Source organism: Algoriphagus litoralis (genome assembly GCF_003259255.1).
GTDB classification, from domain to species: Bacteria; Bacteroidota; Bacteroidia; order Cytophagales; family Cyclobacteriaceae; genus Algoriphagus; species Algoriphagus litoralis.
Genome location: NZ_QGOL01000003.1, coordinates 309,652 through 326,149 on the forward strand (window position 1 = coordinate 309,652; position 16,498 = coordinate 326,149).

The 16,498-nt window shown below is 41.5% G+C and carries 15 protein-coding genes and 1 tRNA gene; 5 read left to right on the forward strand and 11 right to left on the reverse strand.

Translation table 11 applies throughout. The features are described 5' to 3' along the window. Positions 1–10 precede the first annotated feature (10 nt). Together DK188_RS04745 and DK188_RS04750 are read right to left on the reverse strand one after the other, a co-directional pair. Positions 11–1,792: an SLC13 family permease gene (locus DK188_RS04745; RefSeq protein WP_111669652.1), complete on the reverse strand. Its 1,782-nt coding sequence runs from the start codon at positions 1,790–1,792 to the stop codon at positions 11–13. 3 nt (positions 1,793–1,795) lie between these two features. Next, entirely contained in the window at positions 1,796–2,074 is a 279-nt protein-coding gene (locus DK188_RS04750; protein WP_111669653.1) for a DUF202 domain-containing protein, read from the reverse strand. A 165-nt stretch (positions 2,075–2,239) separates the two neighbouring features. Between DK188_RS04750 and DK188_RS04755 the strand changes: the two genes are divergently transcribed. Next, complete coding sequence (locus DK188_RS04755; protein ID WP_111669654.1) at positions 2,240–3,136, forward strand: DUF3078 domain-containing protein; 897 nt, start codon at positions 2,240–2,242, stop codon at positions 3,134–3,136. Between the two features lie 338 nt (positions 3,137–3,474). Here DK188_RS04755 and DK188_RS04760 read toward each other — a convergent pair. Both DK188_RS04760 and sucC read right to left on the reverse strand, forming a co-directional pair. Beyond that, positions 3,475–3,548 (reverse strand) — tRNA-Arg (locus DK188_RS04760). Positions 3,549–3,560: 12 nt separating this feature from the next. Beyond that, the gene (sucC, locus tag DK188_RS04765) at positions 3,561–4,775 is read right to left on the reverse strand and encodes an ADP-forming succinate--CoA ligase subunit beta (RefSeq protein ID WP_111669655.1); all 1,215 of its coding nucleotides are present in this window, start codon (positions 4,773–4,775) and stop codon (positions 3,561–3,563) included. Positions 4,776–5,006: 231 nt separating this feature from the next. Here sucC and DK188_RS04775 point away from each other — a divergent pair, with 231 nt between their 5' ends. Beyond that, entirely contained in the window at positions 5,007–5,663 is a 657-nt protein-coding gene (locus tag DK188_RS04775; protein WP_111669657.1) for an ABC transporter ATP-binding protein, read from the forward strand. On the opposite strand, the gene DK188_RS04780 is transcribed toward DK188_RS04775, so the two are convergent. Further along, positions 5,664–6,113, reverse strand: a complete 450-nt coding sequence (locus DK188_RS04780) for a peroxiredoxin (protein WP_111669658.1) — start codon at positions 6,111–6,113, stop codon at positions 5,664–5,666. Positions 6,114–6,264: 151 nt separating this feature from the next. Here DK188_RS04780 and DK188_RS04785 point away from each other — a divergent pair, with 151 nt between their 5' ends. Genes DK188_RS04785 through DK188_RS04795 form a run of 3 tightly spaced genes read left to right on the forward strand, consistent with a single transcriptional unit; the run spans position 6,265 to position 10,781 of the window. After that, entirely contained in the window at positions 6,265–7,068 is an 804-nt protein-coding gene (locus DK188_RS04785; RefSeq protein ID WP_111669659.1) for a DMT family transporter, read from the forward strand. A 58-nt stretch (positions 7,069–7,126) separates the two neighbouring features. Further along, positions 7,127–8,011, forward strand: a complete 885-nt coding sequence (locus DK188_RS04790; RefSeq protein ID WP_157963163.1) for a hypothetical protein — start codon at positions 7,127–7,129, stop codon at positions 8,009–8,011. Positions 8,012–8,042: 31 nt separating this feature from the next. Beyond that, entirely contained in the window at positions 8,043–10,781 is a 2,739-nt protein-coding gene (locus DK188_RS04795) for a CHAT domain-containing protein (RefSeq protein WP_111669661.1), read from the forward strand. Here DK188_RS04795 and DK188_RS04800 read toward each other — a convergent pair. The 6 genes from DK188_RS04800 to DK188_RS04825 form a co-directional block, all read right to left on the reverse strand. Further along, complete coding sequence (locus DK188_RS04800) at positions 10,723–11,784, reverse strand: ABC transporter transmembrane domain-containing protein (RefSeq protein ID WP_111669662.1); 1,062 nt, start codon at positions 11,782–11,784, stop codon at positions 10,723–10,725. The two genes, DK188_RS04795 and DK188_RS04800, sit on opposite strands and share 59 nt — an antisense overlap. 35 nt (positions 11,785–11,819) lie before the next feature. Further along, positions 11,820–12,887 carry a P-loop NTPase family protein gene (locus DK188_RS04805; protein WP_111669663.1) on the reverse strand — a complete coding sequence of 356 codons (1,068 nt, stop codon included), beginning with the start codon at positions 12,885–12,887 and terminating at the stop codon, positions 11,820–11,822. Positions 12,888–12,918: 31 nt separating this feature from the next. Continuing rightward, a complete protein-coding gene (locus DK188_RS04810) occupies positions 12,919–13,728 on the reverse strand; it encodes a DUF2490 domain-containing protein (RefSeq protein ID WP_111669664.1) in 810 nt (269 codons plus the stop codon). 359 nt (positions 13,729–14,087) lie between these two features. Continuing rightward, the gene (locus tag DK188_RS04815) at positions 14,088–14,831 is read right to left on the reverse strand and encodes a hypothetical protein (protein WP_111669665.1); all 744 of its coding nucleotides are present in this window, start codon (positions 14,829–14,831) and stop codon (positions 14,088–14,090) included. A 211-nt stretch (positions 14,832–15,042) separates the two neighbouring features. Next, positions 15,043–15,807, reverse strand: a complete 765-nt coding sequence (locus DK188_RS04820) for a hypothetical protein (RefSeq protein WP_111669666.1) — start codon at positions 15,805–15,807, stop codon at positions 15,043–15,045. Next, positions 15,800–16,408, reverse strand: a complete 609-nt coding sequence (locus DK188_RS04825) for an RNA polymerase sigma factor (protein WP_111669667.1) — start codon at positions 16,406–16,408, stop codon at positions 15,800–15,802. Before DK188_RS04825 ends, DK188_RS04820 begins: the two co-directional genes overlap by 8 nt. Positions 16,409–16,498 lie beyond the last annotated feature (90 nt).

Consider the following 16,498-nt stretch of genomic DNA (forward strand, 5'->3'; position numbering starts at 1 on the left):
AAATGTAGTTCTAAAATGGAAAGAATACCGGAATAAGTAAGGTTGCCAAAATCCAGAAAAGCAGATTCAACGGAGTGCCGACTTTTACAAAGTCTGTAAACCGATAATTTCCAGGGTTGTAAATCATGGTATTGGTCTGGTAACCCATCGGAGTCATAAAGCTTAGACTTGCCCCGAAAGTCACAGCCATTAAGAAAGGCCTGGAATCCACACCCAATCCCATGGCAATACTGATCGATATCGGAGCGAGAAGTGCCGCAGTGGCATTGTTGGACATAATATTGGTCAATAAAAATGTCAGCCCAAAAATCACGGCGAGTACAATCTGAGGCCCAAACGAACCAAAAACATCTACTACTCCCTGTCCAATCATTTCGGCTCCGCCTGTTTTTTCCAAGGCAGTACCCATGGAAAGGACTCCGGCAAGCATGAATATGACCTTCCAGTCAATGGCTTTATATGCTTCATCGGGACTGATCGACCGCAAGATGATCATGACTATTGCTCCAGCCATTGCAGTTAGGGTGATTGGGAAAACTCCAAAAGCCGCCAATCCCACCACCAAGGCCAAGGTAGTCAAGGTTAGGATAACTTGGGTTCTGTTCAAATTCTCCTCTTTTCTGGCCGAAATCAGTAGTAGATCTTCAGATTGATTCACGGATTGTATCGATTCCTCGGTGGATCGGAGCAAAAGGATGTCCCCGGGTTTCAGGGAGGTTTTTGACAATAGCGTATCAAAAAGCCCCGCTCTATGTCGAATACCAATCACAAAAACCTGATCGAATAGTTGTTTGAAATTGATGGATTTGATGCTTTTGTTGATTAAAAAGGAATGTGGGGTGATGACCGCCTCATAGAGTTTAGCTTCCTCATCAGTTACGGATTCTTCTTTCCAGTCAAGCTCTGCTTTGATCTCTATTCCTTTTAATTCTTTTATTTTCTTCAGGTTTTCCTTATTTGCAATGATCCGGATTACATCACCGGATTGAATGGCAGTATTGGGGTATACTTTTATTTTTTGGCCAGTTTCACGGATGATTTGCAGCGCTTTTACATTCCCGCTTTTAAAAATTTTTTCGTTTAAAATGGGCTCGTTTAATCTTTCATATTCCTCGGTAATGAAAATTTCTACCACATAATTCCCCAAATCCATGGTATCAGAAAGTCCTGATTTGGATTTTCTGCGTGGAAGGAGCCATTTTCCAACTAAAACCATATAGACAATTCCGGCACCCAAAAAAATCAATCCCATGGCACTCATTTCAAAAACTCCAAAAGCTGGTAATCCTGCTTTTTGAGCAATTCCACTCACCAATATGTTGGTACTAGTACCCAAAAGGGTACAAATTCCCCCCATCAATGCCCCAAAAGAAAGTGGCATGAGTAGCCTCGAAGGGGGAATATCGTTTTTCTGACAGATATGAATCACTGAGGGCATAAGTAGTGCAACGACGGCAGTATCGTTGATAATGGCGGAAAGCAAACCCGAACTGACCATCAGGGTGAGGATCAATTTTGTCTCACTTTTTTCTGCCTGATTGCTCAGGTAGATGCTGAATTGGTTTAAAATTCCCGTCCGAAATATGGCTTGGGATATCACAAACATGGCTGCTACAGTGATCGTTGCCGAATTGGCGAACCCTGACAGGCCCTCTTCCAAGTCCAAAATACCAAACACCATGAAAAGGACCATCACGCCGATGGCCACCGTGTCGATCGTGAATTTTTCTGTAAAAAATAAAATTACGGCTAGTAAAATGATCCCAAAAACAATCCAAACTTCTTCCAGCATAAGTTACATGTTCAGGTAATTTCCCTTTTTTAGTTTCTTCTTCACTTTGAAATAGCTGATAAATCCTACCAATAAAAAGGCAAAACTCAATCCAAAAGCTAAGTATCCGAGTTGGCGAACATGCGAAAGTTTGTTGACTTCAAATAATGCCGTCCCAGAGACTAAGAAATAGAGAGAAGTTCTTATGAAGGAGAGTAATGTGCGATCATTTGCCAGAGAGGTCCGCTGACGGGCCAGGTAATCCCTGACTATAAGTTCCTGCTCAAAATTTTTTTCTGTCATTCTATTCTTATTTTTGATTACTTATTTTAAAATTAAAAATAGTGAAGTTCCTTAAGTTGAAAAGTCCTTCTCAAAAACCGTGAAATTCAATTGGTCTCTCAGGTAAAAGATGTGAATTTACTTCTTATGGCCGCGTAATTCCTAAAACCTTAACCTTATACCTAGATGAAAAAAGTATTTACAATTTTTCTATTTGTCCTTTCAGTAGGAATTGCCCAGGCGCAAGATTCTCTCGGAATTGCTAAATCAGACACCAGTTATTGGCTAAAGGAAATATCTGGAGGGCTCAACATCAACCAAGCTTCATTCAGTGGAAACTGGACTGGAGGGGGCGTTAATTCAATAGCTTTCAGCACAAATTTGCTAGTAAGGGCTAATTATGCCAAGGGAAAGTGGACTTGGGACAATACGCTGGACTTGATCTATGGTGTGGTCAAAAACCAAGACGAGGATGGAAGGAAATCAAATGACCGAATCTACCTGGATACAAAATTAGGACATAAGCTGAGCTCCAAATGGAATGTGTATTTCGCGGCCAATTTCCTTTCGCAATTTGCGCCGGGATATAATTTTGATGAGGATCCCAAGGCACTGATTTCTAAATGGCTTAATCCAGGCTACCTGACTACTGGTTTGGGTTTTGAATATAAACCCAATTCAGAATTCAGCCTAAGGTTATCTCCATTTTCCCCTAGGATCACCTTTATGACCGATACTACTATTTACCGTCAGGTACCCAGCAATTACGGCGTGGAAATAGGAGAGAAGATTCGCTATGAATGGCTGGCTTGGAATGTCCAGGCAGATTGGAATAAGAAAATTTCGGAAAATCTCACATTTACCATGCGTTATTCGCTCTATGCCAACCTGGAGACTTTGGCGTTTAATTCGCTGGATCATCGCCTAGATTTAGGTTTGGTCGCCAAAATCACCAAGGCAGTAAACGTCAGCCTAAGTTCCTTAATCATTTATGATATTGATCAGGACGAAAAAATCCAATTTAGCCAGGGACTTTCACTTGGTGTAGCCTTTAAGCGGGGAAACTTTCCTGACCCCAAATAAAAAAAACACAAATTATTATTCTGAATTTTGATTTAATCAGATTTGTATTATTTTTGAATTCATTGTGGTAGTTAAATAATAGTTGGTTTAGTTTTCAAATAAAGGGCAGGAGATTTTCTCCTGCTTTTTTGTTTTGGGTCATGGAATAATTCAATTTTTTTTAAATTCCCGTGGTAAGATCCCATTTAGGAGAAAAGTAATTTTGATTTTGATTTTCAATTGAATCTGGGTTTTTTCTACCGTTGCCGAAAGTTTTTCATTCGGCTGCTGTGTCGCCACAAAGGAAAAAGAGCATAAAAAATGGCAAAAAAAAAGCCCAGACTTTCGTCTGAGCTTTGTACACTCGGAAGGATTCGAACCCTCAACCCTCGGAGCCGAAATCCGATATTCTATCCAGTTGAACTACGAGTGCTTACTATTATTTTTAGCCTTCCAGTACAGCTTGTACTTTTTCAGCAGCTTCTTTCAATGTGATGGCAGATTGCACTTTCAAACCTGACTCGTCAATGATTTTGGCGCCTTCTTCGGCGTTGGTACCTTGAAGTCTTACGATTATAGGGATTTTGATGTCACCGATAGACTTGTATGCTTCCACCACGCCATTAGCAATCCTATCACATCGTACGATACCACCGAAAACATTGATTAGGATAGCTTTGACATTAGGATCTTGAAGAATGATTCTAAACCCTGCTTCTACTGTGGTTGCATTAGCTCCTCCTCCAACATCAAGGAAGTTGGCCGGATCTCCACCCGAAAGCTTTATCATGTCCATCGTAGCCATAGCAAGACCTGCACCATTGACCATGCAACCTACGTTTCCGTCTAGCTTCACATAGTTGAGACCGGACTTGCCTGCTTCTACTTCCAATGGATCTTCTTCAGCCAAATCTCTCAGTTCAGCCAATTTTGGATGACGATAAAGCGCATTGTCGTCAATATTTACTTTAGCATCTACAGCAAGAATTTTATCATCGGAGGTTTTGAGGACTGGATTGATCTCAAACTGCGAAGAATCCGTGCCTACATATGCATTGTAAAGTGCAGTGATAAATTTCACCATTTCTTTAAATGCCGTGCCACTCAATCCTAATTTAAAAGCAACCTTTCGGGCTTGAAACCCTTGAAGTCCGACTTTAGGATCGATCCATTCTTTGATGATTTTCTCAGGATGTTTTTCAGCTACTTCTTCGATATCCATACCGCCTTCGGTAGAAGCCATGATCACATTGGATCCAGTAGCTCTGTCCAAAAGGATGGACATGTAATATTCCTTTGGCTCTGATGCGCCAGGATAATACACGTCTTCAGCGATCAACACTTTATTTACTTTTTTGCCTTCAGCGCCAGTCTGGATCGTGACAAGAGTGCCTCCAAGAATGGCCGCAGCCTTTTCCTTTACATCTTCCAGTTTTTTTGCAAGGACTACACCTCTGGATCCGGTTTCTTGAACTTCACCTTTTCCTCGTCCTCCAGCGTGAATTTGTGCTTTGATCACATACCAGGAAGTACCGGTTTGAGCGTTAAGTTTTACTGCAGCTTCGTGAGCAGCCTCCGGAGAATCTGCAACGATTCCTTCCTGAATTTTGACTCCGTAACCTTTTAATACTTCTTTAGCCTGATATTCGTGAATATTCATGTGTATGGGTTTTTCTTATCAAGAGCCACATGGAATCCCGCATTGCTTTCCGATGTTTTGGGAGCATACCTTTCGGCCATGCAAGATTTCATCCTTTCAAAATTTTTGTGCGAAGATAAGGTACTGATGTGGATTTATCAAGCCAAGAATTTTCAATTTTCTACAAGAAAAGCCTTTAATTCCTGTATTTGAGAGATTTGTTTTACTTTTAAAAATTCAAAAAATAGTACTATGCTGATAGCCAAAGAGATCCACAAATCCTACGGAAGTTTACATGTATTGAAGGGAGTCGATCTCGAAATTTCAACTTCAGAGATTGTTTCCATTGTAGGCTCATCAGGTGCAGGAAAAAGTACCCTTCTGCATATTTTAGGAACTCTGGATCATCCTGATCATGGAGAGTTGAGTATGAATGGCAAAAGCCTTCTGAACCTAAGGGGAGATAATCTGGCAGATTTCCGAAACAGCCAGATCGGTTTCATTTTTCAATTCCATAATTTATTGCCAGAGTTTACAGCTTTGGAGAATATTAAGATTCCAGGTCTGATCAAAGGTACAGCAGAGACTCAATTGGCGACAAAAGCCGGGGAACTGGCCGAAATCCTGGGTATAAGTCATCGCTTAGATCATAAGCCTTCCACGCTTTCAGGCGGTGAACAGCAGCGAGTAGCAGTGGCGAGAGCGTTGATTAACAGTCCGGCAGTCGTCTTTGCTGATGAACCCAGTGGGAATTTGGATACAGTAAATGCAAAAGGACTGCACGAGCTATTTTTCAAACTCAGAGACGAATTGAGTCAGGCTTTCGTGATCGTCACCCACAATGAAGAGTTGGCAGGAATGGCTGACCGGCAAGTGGTGATGAAAGACGGTCTAATCGTGCAAGGTTGATTATTTCTGGAGCTTCTTAAGCATCGACTCGATATGACCTTTTGATTCGAACATATCAGCGAACACACCGGCGATTTTATGGCTCTGATCGATCAGGTAAGTGACCCGTTTGGGCATTTTGATCAGAGGAATCAAGGCGTCATAGGCTTGACATACCTTCCCAGTTTGATCAGATAGCAGATCAAAAGGGAGTTTATATTCTTTCTTGAACCGCTCATGGGTAGGGATGTCGTCTCTGCTGATACCAAAAACAGGAATGTCTAAGTTTCTAAATGCCTCAAACTGATCCCTAAATTCGCAGGCTTCTGCAGTACAGACTCGGGTGAAATCTTTAGGATAAAAATATAAAATCAATGCTTTACCGGCATAATCCTTAGTAATGTTCATTTTAGTACCAGAAGTAGACGGAAGAGTAAAGTCCGGAGCTTTTGCTCCAAGGGCTAATGCCATAGGATGAATCTTTTCAGGTTAAACTTCTCAGAATTGGAATTGGTTTAGTATGCTCAAGTTTTTGTATTGTTGAACTTTTTGAACAACACCGAAGCTTTCTGATAAAACCGCCTTAACCTCAAACAAATTGAAAATTTCCAGTGTGAAAGCCATGCTTCTGGCAGGAATTTTTTTTGCTATGATGAATGTGTCTGTGAAGTACATTCCTCATATTCCTGCGATCGAGATCATTCTGTTTCGGTCAGTTTTCAGTTTGATTTTCAGCTATTTTGTACTCAAAAGTCAGGGCGTCTATGTATTTGGGAATAATAAAAAATTATTGATCATCAGAGGAGTAGTCGGGTCAATTGGGCTGATTTCATTTTTTTACACCCTCCAAAAGATTCCTTTGGCCAGTGCGGTCACGATGCAATACCTTTCACCCATCTTTACATCAATCCTTGGCATTTTTATTTTGAAAGAACGGGTACGGCCCATTCAATTTTTATTTTTCGCCATTTCATTTGCCGGAGTTTTGGTGCTTCAGGGGTTCGATTCCCGAGTGAATCTGCTCTATGCTGGAATAGGAATTATTTCTGCCCTTTTTTCAGGACTTGCCTACAATGTCATCCGAAAGCTAAAGAATACAGAGCATCCACTGGTAATCATTTTTTATTTCCCTTTGGTTACTTTGCCATTTGCGGCACTTGTCAGTTATTTTGGCTGGGTTCAACCTCAGGGTTGGGATTGGGTTTTTCTCCTCTGGATTGGAATATGTACCCAAACAGCCCAATATTTTATGACCTTGGCTTACCAAAATGCCAATGTGGCTAAAGTTTCGAGCCTCAGTTACATTGGAATTATTTATGCATTGATCTTTGGGTTTTTCTTTTTCGGAGAAACCTTCCAATTGCTTTCCTATGTAGGGATGGGCTTGGTGTTAGTGGGGATTTTATTGAATTTTAAGGTAAAATAATTGCAAGATGTGGTTACAATCCGGTTTTCGTATTCGACAAAACAATAAACTTGTCACCATGACCCATTCTTCACCCGCTAGAGTTCTTTTGCTGGTACTAGCTATCGGATTAAGTGCAGTCTCCTGTATCTCGGATCCAGATGAGACCATCGATCCTACACTTGAGATTGATTGCAATGAATTGTCCTATCCAGATACGCTTTATTTTATTAAACCGGGACAGGCCAATACCATCAATCCAGTAAATTCCCTAAACGGTACTTATTCCTCAGTTCCTGATGGATTGGCCATCAACCCCAGTACTGGAGCAATAGATGTCAATGCCAGTGAAACAGGCTTGAAATATAAAATAACATTCACACCTACGGGTACAGACCAGGTTTGTGAGACCTTTGTAACCATTGGAGGAGTCAATTACTTGGATGGAGTCTACGTTTTGAGTCAAAATGAGACCACTGCTGCACCAGTTTATAATGGAGTGCCTGGCCTTCTTCTACCGTGTGATGATGATGATGATGATGATGACGATGACGACGACGATGACGATAGCAGTTGTGATTTTGACGCGGACAATCCTACAGGACAACTGCTAGAAGACCTTGGGTTTGAGATATCAAGTAAAGGTGTGATTGACCTGCAGAAGACTGTAGAAAATGGCACTTTTGGATCGACGCCCGTCAATGGGACAGTTTTAGATGTGGAGCTATACTATAAGTTGAATGACTTAAGTGCTTTAGCCTTAAATAGGATTCCGCTTAGAGTATTTTACTTTGATAAGCTGTCGGATGTTCCGCAGGAAGTTTTAGATGATATTGAAGAAAAAAGTAATCTCATTAATCAGCTGCCCTTGGATAAAAACTCTAATTTTAGACTTTTAAACAATGTCAGACCGGCAGGAAAACCACGCCCACCATTTGTGGTTATAGTGGCAAGCTTACAATAACGCTTCTGGGCCGGTAGAATGAGGCTCTAGGATGTTAAAAATATGCGGATCAGTTTCGATTTTCATTCTACTGTTTTTGACAGTTTGGGTGTTGTCATTCTCGCAAAATAAAAATCCAAAGCTGGATCAAGCCAATCTATTGTATTTGTCCGACTCCCCATCGGTGGAAGATGATTCGCTGGCTATTTTACTTTATGAGCAAGTTTTGGACCTGGCTCCAGATCCTTTGGAGGCTTCAGCTTTTGTAGAAGCTGCCGAGCGACTCGGCAATCTGTATCAAACGTATGGCAAGGTAGAGGAGGCGGTAAAATCTTATCGAAAAGGTTTCACTCTCAAGCGAGCTTATCAACTTTCCGATACCTTGCTCTATGCGCATCATCTTTATCTCGGCGAGGCATTATTTGGTCTAAGCAAATTAGACAGCTCACTTTACCATCTGCAACAAGCTGAAAAATTGCAGGAGAAAATTACCGACTCTGCTCAGCCCGAACGATTGAATAATGCCTTGGGTGTTTATTTTTTCGAAACTGGCAATTACATCAGAAGCATTGCGTATTTCGAAAAGGCCGAGTCTTACTTGCGATCCGATCAGGGTGAATATGAAAAATACGCGAGGTATAGTTTTTTGAGTAACAAAGCCTCTGCATTGTATCGATTGGAAAAGTTTGACTCCGCACAATCAATCTATTCGCACCTGCTGGATTTGGGAATCAATACCGAACAAATCCGAATTAACTTAGCAAATACTTTCATCGAGGCAGGAGAGACCGAGAAAGCAATCCAAGTCTTGGAAGCAGTCTCCCGATCCTATGCCGAAGCATCTACCTCGTATCATAACCTGATGATCAAAGCATTGCTGCAAAGGAATGAAATGGATCAAATCAAAAATTCCCTTGATTTGGCTGAGGTAGTCTTTGAACAGGACAAAATCTCCAGACACAGTTTACAGAGAGGCATTTTCCTGTCTCTTTGGGGAGATTATCATCAAAAACGCGGTGAATTCCCGCTGGCACTTGAATTTTATCAGAAAGCAATTGTTCAATTGCTTCCTGGATTTGATGACGAATCTGTCCTGACTAATCCAGCAGAATTTTCAATGGGAATCTCTTCATTTACACTTTTCGAGATTTTAGTAAAAAAAGCTAAAACTGCCTGGTGGCTGGCAGAAAAGGATTCCAATTATTTTGACCTGGGCCTTCAGACTTGGAGGGCAGCCTTTGGCTTGGCGCAGTTTATAGCTGTGAATTTTGACAATGATGAAGCGCGTGTATTTTTAGGCGAAAAGGCCTTGGAAGCCTTTGAAGAAGGTATAGAACTGCTGCACCATTTTGCAATTCAAACCAATCAGCCCGATCTCATGCGTGAGGCTTTTGCATGGGCTGAGCAAAGTAAGGCAAATGGGTTAAAGGTAGGAGCGAAGCAAGAGTCCATTAAGCGGGCACATGGCTTGCCCGAAGCGCTCATCCAAGAAGAACGCAATCTTCTTTTTTCGATATCAAGGATAAACCAAAAACAGTATGGTGAATTGAGTCCGGAAACCCGCAAAGCACTGGAAAGTCAAATGGTAGATCTTCAGGTAAAGCTCTCCAGATTGAGGGAGAAGTTTAAAGAGTTTCCGGGCTTTGATGGGAAACAGGAGAGCCTTTTTGATCCTGATTCTTTTATAGTCTCCCTACCTTCGGGAACTGCACTCTTGTCCATTTTTATGAGTGAAAATTTTCTGTTCACTTTTTATGTTTTGGATGGAGATTTCAGCTGGAAAGCCATTTCAGTGGAGCAGATTAAGCTTCAGGCAATCGATGCCTGGATTCAGGATATTGCTAAAATTTCAGGTGGAAATCGGTATCAATTGACTGAAGGCATCACCGAATTTTCTAATGTATTACTTGGCGATTTGACTACGGAGATATCTTCAGCCAAGGAGTTAATTATCATTCCCCAAGGGATTTTTAATTCTCTTCCATTCGAGCTTTTACCGGATCATGAGGGTAAACTTTTGCTTGAAAAGCTTCCCGTGAGTTATCAGTTTTCAGCGCAGTTTGTCCAGCCTGTAGCATTGGGATTTGAACAGTCGAGGATGCTTGGATATGCACCTTTTTCCCAGTCAGGTTCATTAAATGGATTTGCATCGCTCCAAACTTCCTCCGATGAGCTTCGGCCCTTTGGAGACCGTGCCTTGTTGGGACCACAGGCCACCAAAGCTTCTTTCATGGGCAATGCACCAAGTGCTCAAGTGATACATTTGGCTACCCATGCAGTAGCTTCTTCAGAGGATCCTAATCAGGCTTTTATTACCTTCTATGGTGAAGAAGATGATTTTAGACTTTTTGCCCCTGAGCTTGCTTACCAATCTTTGGATCAGGCAAAATTGATTTACCTCAGTGCTTGTGAGACTGGAGTGGGCAAATTGAGCAACAGTGAAGGTTTAATCAGTTTGGCTAGAAGTCTTTCCTTCGCCGGTGCGGAGCAAATGGTGATATCACTTTGGGTAAGCGAAGATCGAGTGTCTGCATATCTTGCCAATAAGTTTTATGCCTATGCGCTTGATGGAGAGAGCTTTTCGAATGCTTTGCGGATGGCCAAACTAGACCTCCTAAGAGATCCAGAAATGGCCCAATTTCATCATCCTTTTTTCTGGGCAAACTATCGACTGATTGGACAGCCAAGTGTAGCCTCTTCTTCTAGCGGGTGGCTTTATCCCATGGTAGGCTTTATAATTCTGCTGTTCGTCGGGATATGGGTATGGCTGGTATTCTACCGGCAGAGTTGACGGGGAGTTGAGGTTCTCCATTTTTCCGAATCAGCTTTTCGATTTTCAACAGGGAGATTAGTCCTTTTTGAATTAGGTTAGGGGCTTTGATTACATTTCTAAAGGCCGGTACCAAAGCGGCCAAAACCAAAAGAAAAGTCAATAGCTCACCGGCTGTGGTCACCTGATTTGAGAAATATAATATCCCCAGTAGAAATGCGATTAAAACAGGTCCTGTCACATTGATCAGCGCATGTCGGATCGATTCCCACTTTTGGTACTGATTTGCTGCCGCAAGGACGCGCTTGTTTCGCCTGCGAAATCCTCTAAAGTTATATTCCGAATTGCCTTTTTCAGAAATGATCCGGTGTTTTGAAAAACTCGTGGTCACATAATTCAACAATTCATTTTTGCTGTTTCGTTTTTCTGGAATGGTTTCCAACTGCTTTTGGTCCAAATATAAAAACAGAGGAAGGGCCAAAAGAGCTAAAGCAGAAAGCCACAAGGTCCAGGTACTATTGATCCAAAGAAGCAATCCTAAGCCTGTAATAAGGAACAATCCATCCCTCAAGCCTCGATGGATTCCCTGGATCAGCATGTTTCTCACAGCTGTCATGTCACCGCTATACCTGAGCAGGTACTTTCCGAATGGTCTTCCTTCAAAGACTTCCGGTTGCCAATTAATTTGTTTTCTGTAGAGTCGACTAGCTAACCGATGGATAAATAAATCAGCAGATCGATTGATTCCGATTCGCTCAGCAAATTGCAGACTGAATTTTAACAGAATAATTATTCCCATAAAGAGGAAAAACAGGTCAATGCGCTGAATATTAAGTCCGAATCGCTTCAGTAGTTCTGATTTGCTGATTCCCTCTTGGAATTTGAGGTCGTAAAACCAACCGATCATCAAGCTGAGAAAAAAGGTGCTGAGACTGGCCAGCCAACCCAATGCTAGCCACAAACCCACTTTCAGGTCTTTTCCAAACCAATGTAATCTTAGTGTTTTGTTTGAAAACCAATTCATGGCTGCTGATTTTATGGTGGATCTTAGGTTTTTATTCAGGCTTGAAGCAAGCCCAAATTCTCATGTAGAATTGGCCATTTGCCCAGAGAAAGATCCTCCAGATTAAGAATGGGCATGAATAGAATTTCCTGCATTTCGTAGAGGTATTCTTTTACTTCTTTGATAAGCAGGGGACTGGCCGTGAAAAGTCCTGAAAGCGCTGCAGGCATGATTCCCCAGCTCTGAAGTGTATGGATGCCCTGAGCCGCGGCAAGGCTATCACTTGCCGAAAAAACCACTTGGTGAACAGTGCTCATAAATACTGGGTTTTTCAGCAACATGCGTGTTTCCCGCTGAAATAATCCATCTGCAATCTCAACTACCACGTACTCAGGATTTTCATGTAAGACATCTCCCAACAGCGTTTCATAGAGGTTGAGCAGTTCAATTTCGCTCCTGAGGTAGGTGGACGGGAAACCATACTTCGCAAAATCAATAGCAATACAAGCACCCATATCGTAGACAAGATTTCTGTCTTTAGGATAGGCAGTTCCAGTCAGTTTGATGTATGCTGCTTTTTTTCTTTGCTTCGCAAAACCATGGCAGAGGTAGGCGGCAGTGGTGGTTTTGCCACTATCCATGGACGAACCCAAGGAGAGGATTACTTTGGTTTTTGCAGAATTGGAACCGTCAAACCGTTTCAATTTTGGTGCTCCTTCGTTGATGGTATTCACGATTGATCCTGAAGCTGAAGCAGCAAAACCGATCATTTTCAGTCGTGTAGGCCCTTCTTTTTCAAATTTGGCATGAGAGGATTCCAAGATGCCGATCACTCCGCCTCCTCCAAGCATGTGATATTCATTTTGAAGGCTTTCGGGCACATAGCCTTCAAACTGATTGGTCGCATAGCGGGCTCCAAAAGCGCCCATGATTCTGTCTCCGACAGCCAGAGTCATGTTTCGGCCTATTGTCTGGATCTGGGTATGCTTGCCAATTTCCGTTACTTCAAAGATGGCAACATCTCCGGCTTTGATTGGAAAGGTGGAGGGTAATTCGCTAGGTTCAATGAGTTGATCATAGGTAACTTGGGAGCAGATAATTCCTTTTTTAATACGAGTTTCCATTTTTTCAGGTGATTAAGAGTGATTGTTCGTTTTAGAAGTTGATAGGTAAAAAGCCATCGCCATCGAGTCCTTTGAATTGATAGGAAAGTGAGATTCCAATGATGTGTTGATTGTTGAAAGGCCGCTGGACTCTGCCGGTATTGGGATTGGTTACATTGATTTTATTAGTTTCTGATAAGACGAGGTTAAACTCGTGCTGATTCATGTAGTAGACTGAAAGACGGATCGGATCGGAAACTTTAAAGTTGAAGTTTGCCAGAATCCTGCCCCTGTGAAAGCCATTAGCAGCATCTCTGGCAATCTCTTCGCCCTGTTCGTTGAAATATCGGACTGGTGCTCCGCCGATGTTGTAGAAAAGACTGTAGCTTAGGGATGGTGCGACCTTTAGGAAATCCAGGCGTTTTCGTAATCCGATTCGTGAGGATAAAATAAACCGGTAATCAAAGCGCTCTTCCTGATCATTATGCCGTTCAACCTGAAGGCTGTTTCGAAGGCTGAATTTTTTATTGAGTTTGATTCGGTGATTTCCTTCAGCAAAAATGCGGTTGGTTGTCCTTCCTGATCCGGGTAAGTTCATCCAGGCGGTGCCAAAGTCTACAGACCAATCTTTGTCGATTTGGTAGCCCAGCTTTAATGAATACCAATTGAAGGATGTTTCGAGCTGTGGGCTCGATAGATCAAGGGATTTCATATAGGAAGCTTTGATACTTAGATTTTCAGTAAGTGGAGCCCCTACACTGAGACTGTTCCAAAGCCTGGTCTTGTATTGGGCAAAAGATTCCTGTGCGATTAGCAGTGTAAAAACAGAAAATAAAAGAGAAAACTTGATGTTGCTTTTCATCCGATGTTGGGTTAAAATCTACACTTTGTCGCACTGGATTCACCGGATGTAATCGCCAGAATAAAGATTTTTTAGAAAAATGATTAAAAAATGTTTTTAGCTGGAAAATATTGCTTCCCCCGCTTTGGGGCCCTATTTATATATGCCCTTGAGGAGGTGACACCACTGATTTGCCAGGGTTTTACCTCTTCTTTTTTGGAATTAGACTTATGAGTTTTTACCCTGATACTTGGTCGCTCAGGTAGAAACTGGGGGAGAGATAAAAAAACTTGCGGAATGCTCCAATTCGGAAGGCCTGAAATCAAAAAAACCGGCCTGGAGTAGAGGCCGGTTTTTCTTATCCAAGGGGAATGTTATGATTAATTCATTTTTAATTCGATGTCTGTAGAATCCTTAATTCTAGACTCTACCTTTCTGTAGATTGAGGAATTGACATTCTTGTTGATCAGAAGAACCCCATTGGTAAGTTCGGCATTTTCCAACTCGGAGCTGCTTACGTTTCTAAACCAACCTTTAGCATCGATCTGAAAGAGGGCAAGGGGGTTATTGATCCCATCCAGAAAAAACAAGTCATCGTCGTCGTCTCCTTCCAATTCGACCTCAAAGTCAAAATCATCATCGTCATTGCCGAACACTTCAAATCTCAAGGGGACAGAGGTGCCATCTTGGTAATTGTAAATGCCGTCCAACTGGATGCTTGGCTGATTTCTGTTGTCAATCAGGTCGATTTCAAATTCAATTTCTTCATAATTTCCAGCGGGGATATTGATGAAAAAATCCACGCCAGCATCAAATTCATTAAAATCGATTTTTTTGATCTCATTGAATTTGAGTTCCAGCTCTCGTTCAAAATCGTCTCCGTTTTCATCTCTTCCTTCGGTTTCGAGTTCGATTTCTTTAATCTGAAGAAATCCGCTTTGGATGTCGATGCCTGAATTCAATGTTCTGGCTCCAGCGTTTCCGTCATTTTTAAGTTTTACACCCATACCTATTCGCACAGCTCCTTCGCCGATCACATCCGGATCATTGTTTTCAGAACAGGAAAAAAAACCGAGACTGGTGATGGCAAGTGCTACTGAATACGTGCTGATTGAAGTTTTCATGTGTTTAGTTATTTTTTGATGGTTACATGGAATCTCGCTTGTCCGATTTTTACATTGATGTTTTTTATCGGTCACGCTCGATTTCATACTTGATTAGGTTTGTTTCCTATTGGTAGAAGCAACCGAAATAATTGTAACCAGGTTTCGGATAAAAAAAAGAAAATCCATTCATTTCGAATGGATTTGTCTCATTTATAGCGATTTAAAAAGATTATTTAAATTTCAGAATTTTGATTTGTAAGCGATCGAATAGATTGAAGTTACCGTGATAGGTATGGTTTTCATCGTCAATAATCTTTTCTATCCGCATCTCTGCGTCCTCCGGCTTATCCTGAAGTAGGTAGGCCTTTACCAGATAATAATCCACTTGGTCGGCATAGTTGCTTTCCGAGGATTGGAGATTTTTTGATTCGATTTGTGTCAAAAATTCTTCTGCTTTCTCACCATTTTGACTTTCTAGATAGGAGAGTCCTATCAAAAAATAAGTCTTAGCATCAAATTCCTGAACCGAGGAAGAAAGTGACAAGACTCGATCGAAATCCTTGGCCTGAAATGCTTTTTCGATCTGATCCAGATTAGATTCTGCAGATCTCAGAACAGGGATACTATACTCCAATTGATCAGATATGATGCTGTCAGGGGTAGTGGAGAAAAACAAAACCGAAACAGAACCGATCAGGACAAAAAGTAGGGATGCTGCAATTCTACCCAGCCATACGCCAATTGAAGACGGTCTGGATTGGATCTGTTTTACTTTTGAGTCTTCACGGGTTGCTAGATATTCTTCTTGATTTTTGGAGATCAACGCTTTCCAACCAACCAATTCAATTGCTTCCCGACTGATTTTGAGCGCCTCCAGGTCTTCTTGCAAAGTAGCATCTGCCGCTAGTTTTGCATCCAGATCCTTTTTTCGATCGGGAGCTAAATCGCCAACGAGATAGGCTTCCAGTTCTTCAATGGTATATTTTTCATTCATGACGTAGTGCTTTTTGGAGGTTTTTCAGAAGGACGGGAGAGGATTTGACTTGGTCAGTGAGGCTTTGTAGACACTTGTATTTTTTATTTCTCAATACCTGATCTGAACTGAAGTCCAATTTTTCTACAATCTCTTTCATAGAATACTCTTCAAAATAAAAGAGTGTCAAGATCTGCTTGCATTTCTCTCCGAGTTTTTCAAACAGATCCATTACAAATTTCAGGTTTTCATTTCGCTGGATCTGCTCGCTGATATTGCTGTCCAGCTGATCCTTTTCACCTTCGTATCGGTCATGTCGGGCGGCGGTACTTTTCCGTTTTCTGAGTTCGGTAATCCAGAGATTCCTACAGATACTGTAGAGAAAGGACTTGAGTGAAGCCTCACCACGATATTTTTTTTCGGTTACCATTTTGATAAAAACAAGCATAACTTCTTGGATCAAATCAGCAGCATCATCACCAGAACCAGAGTTTTGTAATATGTAGTGTTCCAACATTCCATAGTGTTGGGAATACAACTGACTGATTGCCTGATTAGGATCTTTTTTTGTACTGATTTGATTTAAAATTTCCTGATCAGTAAGGCTTCTGTGTAGCTTCATCTGCTAGTCAATGCTATGTCTTAAGTGGATGGAAAAATGTAACCCAAAATGGATATTTTTTTTTAATCCTTTGTCAAAATGCCAACTTCT

What these genes read in the sequence shown, in the direction of transcription:
- DK188_RS04745 (WP_111669652.1), bottom strand. Translation starts at nt 1,792, where the DNA reads ATGCTGGAAGAAGTTTGGATTGTTTTTGGGATCATTTTACTAGCCGTA.
- DK188_RS04750 (WP_111669653.1), bottom strand. Translation starts at nt 2,074, where the DNA reads ATGACAGAAAAAAATTTTGAGCAGGAACTTATAGTCAGGGATTACCTG.
- DK188_RS04755 (WP_111669654.1), top strand. Translation starts at nt 2,240, where the DNA reads ATGAAAAAAGTATTTACAATTTTTCTATTTGTCCTTTCAGTAGGAATT.
- sucC (WP_111669655.1), bottom strand. Translation starts at nt 4,775, where the DNA reads ATGAATATTCACGAATATCAGGCTAAAGAAGTATTAAAAGGTTACGGA.
- DK188_RS04775 (WP_111669657.1), top strand. Translation starts at nt 5,007, where the DNA reads ATGCTGATAGCCAAAGAGATCCACAAATCCTACGGAAGTTTACATGTA.
- DK188_RS04780 (WP_111669658.1), bottom strand. Translation starts at nt 6,113, where the DNA reads ATGGCATTAGCCCTTGGAGCAAAAGCTCCGGACTTTACTCTTCCGTCT.
- DK188_RS04785 (WP_111669659.1), top strand. Translation starts at nt 6,265, where the DNA reads ATGCTTCTGGCAGGAATTTTTTTTGCTATGATGAATGTGTCTGTGAAG.
- DK188_RS04790 (WP_157963163.1), top strand. Translation starts at nt 7,127, where the DNA reads ATGACCCATTCTTCACCCGCTAGAGTTCTTTTGCTGGTACTAGCTATC.
- DK188_RS04795 (WP_111669661.1), top strand. Translation starts at nt 8,043, where the DNA reads ATGTTAAAAATATGCGGATCAGTTTCGATTTTCATTCTACTGTTTTTG.
- DK188_RS04800 (WP_111669662.1), bottom strand. Translation starts at nt 11,784, where the DNA reads ATGAATTGGTTTTCAAACAAAACACTAAGATTACATTGGTTTGGAAAA.
- DK188_RS04805 (WP_111669663.1), bottom strand. Translation starts at nt 12,887, where the DNA reads ATGGAAACTCGTATTAAAAAAGGAATTATCTGCTCCCAAGTTACCTAT.
- DK188_RS04810 (WP_111669664.1), bottom strand. Translation starts at nt 13,728, where the DNA reads ATGAAAAGCAACATCAAGTTTTCTCTTTTATTTTCTGTTTTTACACTG.
- DK188_RS04815 (WP_111669665.1), bottom strand. Translation starts at nt 14,831, where the DNA reads ATGAAAACTTCAATCAGCACGTATTCAGTAGCACTTGCCATCACCAGT.
- DK188_RS04820 (WP_111669666.1), bottom strand. Translation starts at nt 15,807, where the DNA reads ATGAATGAAAAATATACCATTGAAGAACTGGAAGCCTATCTCGTTGGC.
- DK188_RS04825 (WP_111669667.1), bottom strand. Translation starts at nt 16,408, where the DNA reads ATGAAGCTACACAGAAGCCTTACTGATCAGGAAATTTTAAATCAAATC.